Source organism: Streptomyces poriferorum (assembly GCF_019399235.1).
GTDB lineage: Bacteria > Actinomycetota > Actinomycetes > Streptomycetales > Streptomycetaceae > Streptomyces > Streptomyces poriferorum.
Map to the genome: position 1 here is coordinate 1 of NZ_JAELVH010000180.1, position 13383 is coordinate 13383.

The following is a 13383-nucleotide window of genomic DNA, read 5'->3' on the forward strand; positions in this document are numbered from 1 at the left end:
GTCTCCGCCGAGTCCTCCGGCACCGCCGCCGTACCGGAGAAGTAGCCGCCACCCCCCGACGCCCCGCTCCGCATCGCACCCGCCCTCCCTTCTTCCCTCTCCTGGAGGAACAGGGGAAACCCCAACGGGCGAACGCCTAAATGCGGTGATATGACTGATTTCAGATTCAGTCATTCGACGCGGTGCCTGGAGTGGACGATGGACGATTACCCTCTGCTCAACCTGTTCTGGACCATGCTCTGGTTCTTCCTCTGGATCATGTGGCTCTTCCTCCTGTTCCGGGTCATCATGGACATCTTCCGCAGTGACGACCTGGGTGGATGGGCCAAGGCGGGCTGGCTGGTCCTGGCACTGGTGCTGCCGTACCTGGGCGTTCTGATCTACGTGATCGCTCGTGGCAAATCCATGGGCCGGCGGGATGTGAAGGACGCGAAGGAACGCGATGCGGCCTTCAAGGCGTACGTGAGAGAGGCCGCGGGCTCGTCCGACGCGAACGGTGCGCCGAAGAGCAGTCACGTCGAGGACCTCGCGAAGCTCGCGGACCTCAAGGACAAGGGCGCGATCTCGGAAGAGGAATACCAGCGGGCGAAGACGAAGCTCCTCGTCTGACCACCCGCCTCCTCGTCTGACCGCCCCACACGGCGACGGTGCCGGCTGCTACACGGCCGGCACCGTCGTCATGTCATGTCACATCAGGCCGTGGCGTGGCATGGCGCGTGCCCACCGCCGACTCCCACTCCTCACGGGCCGGGCCGTCGTACCCGGGTGTGAAGTCGGGGTGCTCCGCCAGCCAGGACGCCACACGGGCGCGCACCTCCGCGGTGCCGTAGGCCTGGTCGGCGGGCTGAACGAGATGGCGGATGCGGGCACGCGCCCGCATGACGACCGGGTCGTCCCAGGAACAGGCGGACACGGCAGCCATGTCACGGGCTGCGTCACGCGCCGTGTCACGGCCCGTCCCCGAGGACGGTCCGGGCGTCGGCCCCGCGGGATGCGCGGGATGCGCGGGATGGGCGAGCCGGGCCTCGTTGGAGCGGTCCATGGCGACCTGGACGTCGAACCAGGGACGCAGCGTCCGCCCGGCCCAGTGGTGGTACCCGGCCGCGAACGCCTCGGGGTCGGCGGCGGCAAGTGACGCGTGACCGGCCACCCACTGCGCCGCCCACAGGGCCAGTGCCACGCCCTGCCCCATCGTGGGGTTGGTGTGCGTGACCGCGTCGCCGACGCCGACCAGGCCGGTGACCACGGGCCCGGCCGCGTCGGACAGCCCGGTCCAGCGGTTGTCGAGACCGCCCATCGCGTGCACCCGGGAGAGCGCCTCGGGCCGCAGGTCCAGCCACGCGGCCACGGCGGGAAAGGTCCGGGCCACCCGATCGAAGACCTCGGGGTCCAGGAGCGCCCCGCGGGTGGGGTCGGCGGTGGACACCGTCAGGAAGACCGCGAAGGTGCCGTTGTCGGACGGGAACACCCCGCCGACCGCAAAGGCGGCCACCGATCCCGCCTTCACCCGCCCCGGATCCCGCGGCCCGTCCGGCGGCAGCCGGTACCAACGGCAGAAGTACGCGATCCCGGTGCGGTGGTTCTCCACGACCGCGTCCCGGCAGCCCGCCCCGGCGAGCCAGCCCGGCACCGGGGAGCGGCGCCCGCCGGCGTCCAGCACCAGATCGGCGTCATACCGCCCGGACCGCGACCGCACCCCCGTCACCCGGGGGACGCCACCGCCGCCGGGGTGCCGGTCGACGACGAGCCCCTCGGCGGGCTCCCCGAGCCGGACGTCGACGGCCGGCTCGCGATGGACGGCGTCGTGCAGCGCGGCCTCCAGCACGATGCGCCGCGTCTGGACCGTGACCAGGTCCTCGTCCCCCGGGCGTGCGGGCGGGCGCTCGGCGAACCACTCCAGCTCGTTGCGTTCGCCGGCCCCCATCCGGAGCATCGCGTCGTACACATCGGGGGCCTCCTCGCGCAGCACGGTACGGACCGGTGCCAGGAGCCCGTGGGGCTGGAGGGCCTGGGGCACCCCGGGGCGCCGCCAGTCGAAGAAGTCAGCGTCGAGATCGCGCCCCGGCCGGTGTCCGTCCCGCTCCAACACGGTGACCGCGTGCCCCCGGCGGCCCAGGAACAGCGCGACGGCCAGCCCGCCGATCCCGCCACCGACTACCGCGACCCGTGTCAATACAGCCCCCTCAGAGCCGTGTTGCCCCACCACGGTAGCCGGGCGCTCCCACCCGTACGTCAACTCCCGCCGACCGGACGGGTGGACGCCGGGTACCCGGCACCGCCGCCACCCGGCTTCGTACCGCACGTGCCGGCCTCGTACCCACGATGAAAGACGCGGGAGTGGCTCCCCCGGCGTATCGGGCTTCCTTCACAAGGACGCCTGGCACCAAGCGAGCCACACCTCCAACACCCGCGGCTGACGACCGCCTGTGCCAGGGCCGTGGGCGCACCGGACCACGGACCGGCGCACCCACCGGCGGGACCCCGGAAGGCCGGGACAACGAGCCTCGGCAAGGCCCCCGTGACAGGGTGGACGCCGTGCCCCAATCCGATGTCGATGGCCCCGACCGCTCGGCCGGCGAGAGGTTCCGGCGGTGGAGCGAACGCCATGCCGCCGATGAGCCCCTGCTGCCGGTTCCCGGGTGGTGGCCATGGCCGCTCCAGGAAGTCAGCCACCGGGACGGTGACCCGGATACGGGCATGGTGGCCGTGGACCTGCTGCCGCAGCACGACCGCGTGAACCCGGAGGCGGTCCTCGTGCGGCAGCCGCGGGAGGAGGCGCCCTTCGACTACGGCTGGCCCGGCGCCGCCTGGCATCCGGAGGACGATCCCGAACTCGTCGTACGAGCCCAGCAGTGGGACGACGGCCCCTGGCGCTGGACTCTCTTCGTACGGGGCGCCCCGCTCCCGGCCGAGGCACTGAGGCGCGTCCAGGACACCATCGAGTGGCGACCCGCCTGGGTGCTCTGACCGGCCGGGCCGGCGGAGACGACGAAGCGCCCCGACCGGATGAAGCCAGTCGAGGCGCTAAGTAGCAGGTCAGAGAGGGTTTCCCCGCCCTGCGTCGCGTAGGCCGTGTGGGACTCGAACCCACAACCAACGGATTAAAAGTCCTGGATGGGCATGGGTGGATGGTGCCGGGCCGTGTTGGGCAGTCCGGAACGGCCTGGTCAGGATGGCTGTCCGGACCGCGTGTTCCAGACGGAACCGGGCCGTGCCGGAACGTCCGCTCACGCATCGCTCACGCATGGACGGAGTCGGAGTGGCCGCGCGGGGATGGGTCGTCAGGCGGAGACCACCGTGTCCAGCCTGCCGGCCTTCGCCTCCGTGACGAGGTCGGCGAACTGGGTCGCACTCATCTGGACGTGCTGGCCGAAGTCGTCGGTGAGCACGATGCGGCGGTCCTCGCTCGCGGCGGGGTCAACGAAGAGCTGGGGGCAGCCGCAGTCGCAGTTCCCGCAGAACGTGGCGAGGGGTTCGAGGGCCGTGAGATCTGGGGCGTGGGAGTGATGGGTCATCGGGGCGCCTTCCGCCGGGCCGCCCGCTCGGTGGCGGGCTTGAACGGGGTGGATATACCCGTGCTCACGCGCCGTCAGACCGACACGAAGCGCGTCTCATCTCTCCGCGTAACCGGGGAACCACCCACGGTTCGGGTCCGACTACCCAAGGGGGCACGCCTCGTCGCCCGGACGGTCCGGGGCCGCCCCGGATGGAACGACCCCGGACCGGACTTGCGTCAGGCGGCCTGCACGATGGCCTCCGTCTCTTCGCGCTCCAGTTGCGCAGTCATCGCGGTACGCGCACGGGCCACTCGGGAACGGACGGTGCCGACCGGGCAGTCCGCCTCGCGGGCGGCCTCCGCGTAGGAGAGTCCGAGCAACTGGGTGAGGACGAACGCCTGCCGACGGTCGTAGGGAAGCGCGGCGAGGAGTTCCTGGAGCGCCACGCCTTCCTCGAAGCCGGGCAGTCCCGTCGGCTGGGCACGCTCGATGGTCGCGCGCCAGTCGTGGGTGTCGGCGAGCAGAGGGCGCGCGGAGGCCCTGCGGAAGTCGTCGATGACGGCGCGTCGGGCGATGGTGAGAAGCCAGGTGCGGGCCGAGGAGCGCCCCTCGAAGCGGTGCAGTGTGCGCAGCGCGCGTAGGAACGTGTCCTGCGCGAGGTCCTCGGCGGCCTGCGGATCGGCGGACAAGTGGGCCACGAACCGCACGACGTCGCGGTGCAGGGCCCGTACGAAGGCGTCGGCGGCTTCGCGGTCGCCGGCGCGGGCGGCGAGCGCCCAGCTGGTCGAGACGGTGTCCTCGGCCGTCCTGTCGCGCGGGACGGAGGCAGGCTGTGGCCCTTGCGGGGCGGGCGGTTTGGCGTTCATCGCCAGGTGTGTCCTTCACGGATCGGTCCGGCACCCGGGCATCCGTTCACGGCACGGGGGCGCGCCAGGGCTACGGCGGGCGCGGCGGCGTGCGGGACGGGACCGGGTTTCCGGTGAATGGGGCACCCGGGCTCCTTCGGAGCCGGGTGTGCCGGAGGACTCCCGCTGCGTGCGGGTACGGCAACGCGCCGGTCGGCGACCGGTCGTGTGCCAGAGGTGTACGTCCTCCGGAATGCCTACCGCGTCCTCAGGACGCGGCGAGCACCCCCGGGTGGCCCGCGTCGGTCGGTCGCTCGGGCGCATCGCAGGCCCGGCAACAGCCGGTCGCTCAGGCCCCGGTGAGGGCGCAGGCGGCGGCGCGGGGCCGGCAACGGCGCTGTGAGGAGGGGGTGGAGGGGGGCCAGCAGCCAGCCTGCGACCGCGCGCAGGGTCTGGAAGGCGGCGCGTTCACCGCGGGCCATCCATACGCCGCAGACGAGTGCGGCGAGGACGTGCGCGGCGAGCATCCCGGACGAGGACATCCCGGCCATGTCGTGGCCGGGATGGGCCATCGAGCTCATATGGCCCATGTGGTCCATGGCGGCGGAGTGATCCATGCCGGTCATCGCGTCGCTCGTGGCCGAGTGACCCATGTGCGACATGTGCTGCATGCCCGCCATGGCGTCCGCCGGCGGCGCGGCAGCTCCGGCGACGGGCCGGGTGGCTGCACCCGTGACGGTTCCGGGGGCGGACTGGGCGGCCGAGAAAGCGCTGTGCAGCACACCCTGGGTCGCGACGGCGACGCCCGTGACGAGCCACGGACCCCGCTCGCGGGCGGCGAACCACCAGCCGGGGACCGCGAGCGCGAGGAAGCCGGTGGCGGGCACCCAGAAGGGAAGCGGGGCCTCGGACATGAGGACGTGTCCGGTCGCGGCAAGCGTGACCGAGACGACGGCGAACATCGCCGCCCTCACCGCGCGTCCGACCGGTCCCGCTTCCATGGCGCCTCATCCTCCCATCGCGGGATGCCGAGCAACATGGCAGGGTTTCCGGCTTGCCGCCCATGTCGGACAAGTGGATGCGACAGCGGGGTTCCGGCATATGCGGTCGGAGAGGGTGGTGGGGCGGTGCATGGCGCTACGGGCGTGGCAGGCGGTCGGTCTGCGCGCCGGGCCGCACGACTACGGCCCGGATCCTCAAAGGCTTTCCATGGGCGAAGCTGAGCGTGAAGGAGACCTCTTCGCCGGGCCGCAACGTTCCCTTCGGCCGTACCGTCACGTCGATTCCGTGCGGGGTCATGGTGAGCCCGTCCCCCGCCGGGACCGTGACGGCGTCCACCGGCTGTCGGTAGGCGCCCCCGAAGGACGTCATGTGGTGTTCGCTCAGCCTGGGCGGTGCGACCGTATCGGTCGAGGCGATGTGCACGAGCCGGTCCGCGGAGCCCCCGTCGTTCGTGAGGGTGAAGAAAGCCGCGGTCTCCGGCGTCGAGCCGAACGACTGGTAGACGTACGCCTTCGTGACGGCCACGTTCGGCGGGCTGCCGGCATTCCCGTTCGCCGTCCAAGCGCCCAGACCGGCGAGGGCCATGCCGCAGGCGAGGACGGGAACGCCGACGGCGGTGAACGATGTGCGCAGGCGTGCGGAGAGAACGGGCATCAGAAGGCCGCCCGCGAGGTCGTGCGTCGGCGCCGCGCGGCTGCTGCCGGAGCCGGTTGCCAGTGGCGCAGCCGGAGGCTGCCGAGGACAACGAGGACCGAGCTGAGGGACATCGCGGCGGCGGCGAGCATCGGGTTGAGAAGGCCCACCATGGCGAGTGGCAGGGTGACGGCGTTGTAGCCGAAGGCCCACAGCAGGTTGCCGCGGATGGTGGCCAGAGTGCGGCGGGCAAGACGTACGGCGTCGGCGACGGCTTCGATGTCGTCGCGGACGAGCGTGACATCGGCGGCGCCGATGGCCACGTCCGTGCCGGTGCCCATGGCGATGCCGAGGTCGGCCCCGGCTAGTGCGGCCGCGTCGTTGACGCCGTCACCGACGACCGCGACCCTCTTTCCTTCGGCGCGGAGCGTGCGGACGAGTTCCGCTTTGCGCTCGGGGGTGCAACGGGCGTACGTCTCGTCGATGCCGAGTGCGGTGGCGACGGCTCGCGCGGGTTCCTCCTGGTCGCCGGTGGCGAGGACGGGGTGCAGGCCGAGGCGGCGGAGCCGGTCCACGGCGTGGTAGCTGCCGGGGCGTACGACGTCGCCAAGTGCGAGGACCGCCTCGGGCCGCCCGTCGACACGTACCAGGACTGGGGTGTGGGCGGCTTGCAGGGCGGCGGCGAGGGCCGTGCCCAGTTCCTCGGGCAGTTCGCCCTCGGGGGCACCGACCTCGACGAGCCGCCCGTCCACGTGTCCGCGCACACCGTTGCCGGGTGTCGCGGCGAAGCCGCTGAGCGCGCCCGGCCGTACGGCGTCTTTCCCGAGGGAACGTTCGGCGTGGCGTACAAGGGCCCGGCCGAGTGGGTGCTCGGAGCCGGTCTCGACGGTTGCCGCGAGCCGCAGTACCTCGCTCGCGCCGGGGCCTTCCGTACGTGTGGTCAGGGTGGCGACGGTGAGGTGTCCGGAGGTGAGGGTGCCGGTCTTGTCGAGCACGACGGTGTCGATCTGCCGGAGGGCTTCGAGGGCCTGGGGTCCCTTGATCAGGATGCCCAGCTGGGCGCCTCGCCCGGTGGCCGCCATGAGGGCGGTGGGGGTCGCGAGCCCGAGCGCGCAGGGACAGGCGACGACAAGGACGGCGACGCACGCGGTGAAGGCCGCCTGTGGATCCGCGTCCGCGCCGAGCCAGAAGCCGAGCGCGGTGACGGCGAGGGCGAGCACGACGGGCACGAAGCCCCCGGCCACGGTGTCGGCGAGCCGCTGGGCGCGGGCCTTCCCTGCCTGTGCCTCGGTGACAAGGGCCGTGATGCGGGCGAGCTGGGTGTCGGCGCCGACGGCTGTCGCACGGACGAGCAGGAGCCCGCCCGCGTTGACCGAGCCGCCCGTGACGGCGGAGCCGACCGCGACCTCCACGGGCCGGGTCTCACCGGTCACCAGAGACAGATCCACGGCGGACGTGCCCTCGACGACCTCGCCGTCCGTCGCGACGCGCTCCCCGGGCCGTACGAGGAAGACCTGACCGGCCACGAGGAGCGCGGCCGGAATGGTGCGTTCGACGGCTCCGTCCCGCACCGTCACTTCCTTCACGCCGAGTTCAGCGAGTGCCCGCAGGGCGGCCGAGGTGCCCCGCCGGGCACGGGCTTCCAGGTGGCGGCCGAGGAGGACGAAGAGCGGGACACCGACCGCCGCTTCGAGGTAGACGTGCGCTGTCCCGTCCGACGCCGTGGGCAGCAGGGTGAAGGGCATCCGCATCCCGGGGGCGCCGGCGCCCCCGAGGAAGAGCGCGTACGAGGACCAGCCGAAAGAGGCGAGGACGCCGAGCGAGACGAGCGTGTCCATCGTCGCCGCACCGTGCCGCACCCCGCGCCAGGCCCGCTCGTGGAAGGGCCACGCGCCCCAGGCCGCGACGGGCGCGGCGAGGACGAAGCACAGCCACTGCCAGTTGCGGAACTGGAGCGAGGGCACCATCGACAGGACAAGAACGGGAAGGGCGAGGAGAGCGGTCACCAGGAGCCGCTGCGGTACACCGGGTTCGGTCACGGTGGCCTCGCGGTCCTCGCCGGACGCGGGCGGCTCCGGGAGACGGGCCGTGTAGCCGCCTCGTTCGACGGCGGCGACGAGCGCAGCCGTGCCGAGGTCTGCCGGATGCTCGACATGGGCGGTACCGGTCGCGAGATTGACGGTGGCGCGCACGCCTTCCAGGGCGCCGAGCTTCTTCTCGACCCTGCGCACGCAGGCGGCGCACGTCATGCCACCGACGATCAGAGTGGTCGTGGCCAGGGTCCGCGGGGCCGTTTCCCGGCTCATCAGTGATCCATCCCGCTCATGCCGCCCGTGTCGTGCGAGCCCGGTTCGTCATCCTGGTGCGTGACTCCACGCATGTCGGGGGCGACGGGCCCTGCGAGTTGCCCCACCGCGTACGAGGCGGCGAAGAGCGCGGCGAGCAGGAGCAGGAAACCCCCGAGGAGTGCGTACGGGGCGGGGGCGGAACGCCGTTGGGTGTGAGTCGTCACCGAGTGGTCCATGAGGCAGGCTCCGGGCGAGAGTGCGAGTCGTACGCACCAGAGGTCGGCCGCCCCAAGCCGCGAGTTCCCCCGGTCCCGGGTGGTGTGCGTCACATATCGGACGCGTGTCACGCGTGCCCCGGAAGCGTCACGGTTCCGGGGCACGCCCGACGAGATCGAGGGTGGGCAGTCGCCGTCGAACCCGACGGCTCACACCATGACGACGAACATCACCGCCATGCCCAGCGCCATCAGCCCGTGACAGCCCACGTCCCAAGCGGCGTGTACCGCACCGCCCGAGACCGCGCCGCCCGTTGTGCGCGGTGCGAGGCGGCCCGCGTCGAAGCCGGTCGCGAGCCACCACAGTGCGAGCGCCAGCAGGACGAGCGCGAGCAGGCCCGCGCTCCATCGGTCGCCGGTGCCGCTGAGCGTCATCGTCGCGAGCGCTCCCGGGGCCGACATGTCCATCCCTGGCATGTCGTGCGCCTGCCCTCCGCTCGTCGCCCCCATGGACATGCCCGACGACATCGCGGCGACCATCCACGCCATCGCGCCGGTCATCACGGCGTGCGGCAGCATGCCGGCGAGGGCTCGCAGCCGGGGCTCGGAACCGCTCGGCAGAGCGAGGGCAGCCAGCACGAACCAGACCGCGACGGCGGAGAAGAAGACCACCTGCGGCGTGCCGGGCAGGTTCATGCCCCAGGACCAGGCCATCGCGAACATGGCGAGGGCCATCACCGCGTGCAGTCCGTGCGCGAGCCGTGCGGTCCACGGGTGGGAACGGGCCGCGAAGGCGCGCCACAGACCGTATGCCGCGAGTGCGCAGAAGAGCAGCGTCAGTATCCAGCGCAGCCCGGTGGCGGCGATCATCGGGCCATCTCCTTCGGCGTCTCGGCCGGCGTTTCCGTGCGCGAACGCCGGTGCCGGCGTGCTTGCGCAAGTGCCAGATCCGCGAGCAGGAAGCAGACCAGGGGCAACCCGAACAGCGGCAGGTAGTAGGCGAGTACAGCGGTCACGACGACGAGCGGTGCCATGACCCTGCCCGGCACCCGGCGCCAGGCTCCCCGCGCCGGCGGACGTCCGAGCTGTTTCCCGCCTCCTCGGGCGGGCCTGCGCAGCCACCACATGCGGTAGCCCCAGAAGAGCATCCCGATGAGCGCGAGGGCGATGAGCGCGAGGACGATCTGGTTGGCGAGGCCGAAGAGCAGACCCATGTGGGCGTCGATGCCCCAGCGCGTGAGCTTGGCGAGGACGGGGAAGTCGTCGAAGACCACCTTGTCCGTGACCTTGCCGGTGGCCGGGTCGATCGCGACCGAGTCCTGCTGCTCCGGCCAGTGCCGCGTGTTCTCCTTGACGATGTACGCGCTCTTGTTGTCCGCGGGCGGGCTGATGACGAGCTTGCCGCGCAGCCCTTCGGAGCGGGCGATGCGGACTGCCTCGTCGAAGTCGACGTTCGCGGCGGAGGGACCGGCAGAGGACTGACCCGGGTCCGCCCCCGCCGAGCCGCTGCCCTGCGAGCCGGGACCGAGGGCCGAGGAAACGGAGGGCGACGCACCGCCCAGCGAGTCCTGGATCTTGCCGATGTTCACGCCCGCGTGCGCCGACCAGGTCAGCCCGGTCGCCGAGAGTGCGAGGAATCCGACCGACACCCACAACCCCACGGCCCCGTGCCAGGACAGCGTGCGCTTGCGTCCCTTCGGGCCCCGGCGCGGCACGAACCACTTGCGCAGCCGCTCCCGGCCGCGCGCCGCCCCCAACCACAGGGCCAGCCCGCCCATCACCTCGACCCACAGCCAGCTCGCGGCGATCTCGCTGTAGTTGCGGCCGAATTCGCCGAGGTGCAGCGTGCGGTGCAGGCTGTCGAACCAGGACCGCACAGGCAGCCATTCACCGAACGTGCGCAGGGTGCCGCGCACCTTCGCGTCGTACGGATCGACGAAGGCGGTCTGCGTGTAGCCCTCGGGCAGTCCCTTGACGTCGAAGGTGACCCGGGTCGTGTCGTCGTCTCCCGCGCCCTTGGTGACGGAGACGAGCTGCCCGCCGGGTATCGCCTCGCGGGCGGCGTCCACCTGGGCGGCGAGCGGCTTCGGCTCGTCGCGCGGTGTGACCTTCAGCTCGTGGTGGTAGACGACGGACTCGATCTGCGGGGTCGTCGTGTAGAGCAGTCCGGTCACGGCGGCGACGAGCAGGAACGGGCCGATGAGGACGCCCGCGTAGAAGTGCAGGCGCAGCAGGAGGGGGCGCAGCCCGCTCCAGGTGCCGCCGCCGTTTCTCGGCGTGGGCGTGGCGAAGTCCTCGGGCGGGGCGGCCTCCTCGGTCTGGCGTTGCCGGAGCGGTGGTGGCGCGGCAGGCGTGGTCTCGGTCATCGACTCTTCCTCATGCGTGGACCGGTGGGGACGGTGAGGTGCACGTACAGGAGTCGGACCGGGCAGGGCGTGAGTTCCCGCAGATGTGGCGTGACGTAGGTCACACAGAAGTGTGGGGTGCCACTGCGTACCCGGCCGTCGCTGTCACCGCGTGGCACGCACCGATCGCCGGGAACTTCTCCGCCCGCGCCCCCGACTCCTGCAACAGCGCCTCAAGGTGCCTCACTTGATCACCGAGGAGAACTCCCATGCCGACACCCAGGCCGGCAGCCATCACCCTCGCCACCCTCCTGTGCCTCGCCGCCACCGGCTGTTCCGGAGCGGACTCCGGCTCCGGCGCGGACGGCAGGGCGGCGGGCTCCGCCGACAAGGCGCCTCCCGCCGCGCGGGGTACGTACCCCGTCACTCTCAAGAACTGCGGCCGCGACCAGACGTTCGACAAGGCCCCCGGCCGGGTCGTCGTGATGAACGGGGCCTCGGTCGCCGAGGTGTCCACGCTGCTCGCCCTCGGCCAGGGCGACCGGATCGTCTCCAACCAGCAGACCTACGGCATGTCCGAAGTCCCCGGCCGCGCTGAGCAGATCAAGGACCTGCCCACGGGAGGGGTGGAGCCGAACGAAGCCTTCGACATCCCGCGTGAGGCCATGATCGGCCTGCGGCCCGACTTCGTGCTCTCCACCACGTCCTACGGCTTCGACGCCAAGAACGGCTTCGCCACCCGCCAACAGCTCGAGGAGGTCGGAGCGAACACCTACATCTCGCCCGCGGGCTGCGGACAGGACAACCTGAACATGACGATCGACGACAGCTACACACTGCTGCGCGACATGGGCAAGGTTTTCGGCGTCGAGGAGAAGGCTGAGAAGCTCGTCTCCGCCGAAAGGCAGAACATCGCCGACGTGGCGAACAAGGTCGGCGACGCGAAGAGGCCGAACGTCATGGTCATCTTCTCCAACATGACCATGGGCGGCAACGACTTCAGCTCCGTCGCCGCGCACGGCATCTACAACGACATCCTCGCCGAGGCCGGCGGCAACAACGCCTTCGCGAGCGCGTCGAAGACCTCCTTCGCCGACCTCAGCAAGGAGAAGGTCGCCGCCACCGACGTGGACGCCCTCGTGGTCGTCAGCTACAACGACCCCGACCCGACGGCATACGCGAAGAAGCTGCTCAAGGAGTTCCCCCAGTGGCCCGCAGCCAAGAAGAACAAGTTCGTGGTGCTGTCCGACTCGATGTACCTCGGCCCCAGCAACGACGTGGCCGTGGAGAAGATCGCCAGGATGCTGCACCCCGACGCCTTCTGAGCCGTCTCCCACTCTCCGTCTGCGCCCTCGCGCTCACTGCCGCGCTGCTGGTCTCGATGGTCCTCGCCGTCGGCATCGGCGCGGTCAACGTGCCGGCCGGTGACGTGTGGACGGTCCTCGTCCACCACGTCACCGGCCGGGGGCCCGTGGACGACATCGCCCTCGACCAGATCGTCTGGCAGTTCCGCACCCCGCGTGTGGTCCTCGCCGCGGTCGTGGGGGCCGGACTCGCCGTCGCCGGCGCCGTCCTCCAGACCCTCGTCTCCAACCCGCTCGCCGATCCGACGGTGCTCGGCTTCTCGCACGGGGCGTCGCTGGGCGCGGTCCTCGTGATCACACTCGGCGGCGCCGGGCTCGGCGGACTCGGCGTTTCCGGAGCGGCGTTCGTCGGTGCCCTTCTGGCGGGGCTGCTGGTCTTCGCGCTCGGACAACGCAGGGGGCGGCTCGCCCCAACCCGGCTCGTCCTGGCCGGAGTGGCGGTCGGCTACGTGCTTCTCTCGACGACGAGCTTCGTGCAACTGCAGGCCAAGGCGCGCGTGTTCCAGGAATCCTGGGCGACAAGCCATCGGAACTCGTACGCGAGACCCTGAATCGTAGGGCCCCGCGCGCGGGTTGACGTCACCGCTGACTCCCCGGGAACGTCCGCTCGGGGCGCCCCGCACTAACAGCTCAACATCATCGAGGCCCGTCACCGCCTCCCCCAGAACATCTTCTTCGGGCAGCGCGGCGAACTGCGCCAGCACTACCGCGAGGGAATGAAGACCAGATCGGCGCGCTCGGCCTAGTCCTCAACGCCCTGGTGCTGTTCAACACCCGCTACATGGACGCCGCCGTCACCCAGCTCCGTGCCGAGGGCTTCGACTTCCGCGACGAGGACGTCGCCCGGCTCTCCCCCGTGCGTCCGTCACCACGTCAACATGCTGGGCCGGTACTCGTTCCTGCTGCCCGAGATGCCCAACGGGCTGCGACCGCTGCGGGACCCGGAGCGGACCGAGGCGTGAGCCCGGCCGCCACCGCTCCTACCAGGTGCGCCTCCGTGACCGCGGCTACAGGAAGTCGCGGCGCTCCGACGGCTGCCGGGCAGGACCCACCGGACGGCCCGTTCGAGGTGCGGGCGCAGCTCACCCCGGACGCGGCCGTGGTGGGCGTTTGGAACGACCGGCGGACAGCGGCTTTTCCGAGCGTGGAAGCATTGCGATGGGGCCCTAGCCGCGCTAGGTGTTCTGTCCACGG

Annotated in this window: 13 protein-coding genes, 1 tRNA gene and 1 pseudogene; 5 read left to right on the forward strand and 10 right to left on the reverse strand. The window is 71.5% G+C overall.

Features of this window, described 5'->3' with window-relative positions:
- Window positions 1-198: 198 nt before the first annotated feature.
- Window positions 199-609, forward strand: a complete 411-nt coding sequence (locus JGS39_RS26850; RefSeq protein ID WP_219572163.1) for an SHOCT domain-containing protein — start codon at window positions 199-201, stop codon at window positions 607-609.
- Window positions 610-682: 73 nt separating this feature from the next.
- Here JGS39_RS26850 and JGS39_RS26855 read toward each other — a convergent pair whose 3' ends face one another.
- Window positions 683-2173: an NAD(P)/FAD-dependent oxidoreductase gene (locus tag JGS39_RS26855; RefSeq protein WP_219572164.1), complete on the reverse strand. Its 1491-nt coding sequence runs from the start codon at window positions 2171-2173 to the stop codon at window positions 683-685.
- A gap of 362 nt (window positions 2174-2535) precedes the next feature.
- Between JGS39_RS26855 and JGS39_RS26860 the strand changes: the two genes are divergently transcribed.
- Window positions 2536-2967 (forward strand): hypothetical protein, encoded by a 432-nt coding sequence (locus tag JGS39_RS26860; RefSeq protein ID WP_236064615.1) that lies wholly within the window; start codon window positions 2536-2538, stop codon window positions 2965-2967.
- 99 nt (window positions 2968-3066) lie between these two features.
- Here JGS39_RS26860 and JGS39_RS26865 read toward each other — a convergent pair.
- From JGS39_RS26865 to JGS39_RS26905, 9 genes are all read right to left on the reverse strand, one after another.
- Window positions 3067-3165 (reverse strand) — tRNA-Lys (locus JGS39_RS26865).
- A 116-nt stretch (window positions 3166-3281) separates the two neighbouring features.
- Window positions 3282-3515: a hypothetical protein gene (locus JGS39_RS26870; protein ID WP_219572166.1), complete on the reverse strand. Its 234-nt coding sequence runs from the start codon at window positions 3513-3515 to the stop codon at window positions 3282-3284.
- A 218-nt stretch (window positions 3516-3733) separates the two neighbouring features.
- Window positions 3734-4363 (reverse strand): sigma-70 family RNA polymerase sigma factor, encoded by a 630-nt coding sequence (locus JGS39_RS26875; protein ID WP_219572167.1) that lies wholly within the window; start codon window positions 4361-4363, stop codon window positions 3734-3736.
- Window positions 4364-4599: 236 nt separating this feature from the next.
- Window positions 4600-5343, reverse strand: coding sequence for a hypothetical protein (locus JGS39_RS26880; RefSeq protein ID WP_219572168.1), 744 nt, complete (start codon window positions 5341-5343; stop codon window positions 4600-4602).
- A 136-nt stretch (window positions 5344-5479) separates the two neighbouring features.
- On the reverse strand, window positions 5480-5998 hold the full coding sequence (locus tag JGS39_RS26885; protein WP_236064397.1) for a copper chaperone PCu(A)C: 519 nt from the start codon (window positions 5996-5998) through the stop codon (window positions 5480-5482).
- Window positions 5998-8283, reverse strand: a complete 2286-nt coding sequence (locus JGS39_RS26890) for a heavy metal translocating P-type ATPase (protein ID WP_219572169.1) — start codon at window positions 8281-8283, stop codon at window positions 5998-6000. The genes JGS39_RS26885 and JGS39_RS26890 overlap by 1 nt, the downstream gene beginning before the upstream one ends.
- Window positions 8283-8489: a hypothetical protein gene (locus tag JGS39_RS26895; RefSeq protein ID WP_372456170.1), complete on the reverse strand. Its 207-nt coding sequence runs from the start codon at window positions 8487-8489 to the stop codon at window positions 8283-8285. The genes JGS39_RS26890 and JGS39_RS26895 overlap by 1 nt, the downstream gene beginning before the upstream one ends.
- A 201-nt stretch (window positions 8490-8690) precedes the next feature.
- Window positions 8691-9350 carry a DUF5134 domain-containing protein gene (locus JGS39_RS26900; protein ID WP_219572171.1) on the reverse strand — a complete coding sequence of 220 codons (660 nt, stop codon included), beginning with the start codon at window positions 9348-9350 and terminating at the stop codon, window positions 8691-8693.
- A complete protein-coding gene (locus JGS39_RS26905) occupies window positions 9347-10846 on the reverse strand; it encodes a PepSY-associated TM helix domain-containing protein (protein WP_219572172.1) in 1500 nt (499 codons plus the stop codon). The genes JGS39_RS26900 and JGS39_RS26905 overlap by 4 nt, the downstream gene beginning before the upstream one ends.
- Before the next feature lie 248 nt (window positions 10847-11094).
- Between JGS39_RS26905 and JGS39_RS26910 the strand changes: the two genes are divergently transcribed.
- From JGS39_RS26910 to JGS39_RS26920, 3 genes and pseudogenes are all read left to right on the forward strand, one after another.
- Window positions 11095-12150, forward strand: a complete 1056-nt coding sequence (locus JGS39_RS26910) for an ABC transporter substrate-binding protein (RefSeq protein ID WP_219572173.1) — start codon at window positions 11095-11097, stop codon at window positions 12148-12150.
- A gap of 56 nt (window positions 12151-12206) precedes the next feature.
- Window positions 12207-12740, forward strand: coding sequence for a FecCD family ABC transporter permease (locus tag JGS39_RS26915; RefSeq protein ID WP_264302826.1), 534 nt, complete (start codon window positions 12207-12209; stop codon window positions 12738-12740).
- A gap of 75 nt (window positions 12741-12815) precedes the next feature.
- Window positions 12816-13151 (forward strand): annotated as a pseudogene (locus tag JGS39_RS26920) (Tn3 family transposase); the annotation flags it as partial.
- Window positions 13152-13383 lie beyond the last annotated feature (232 nt).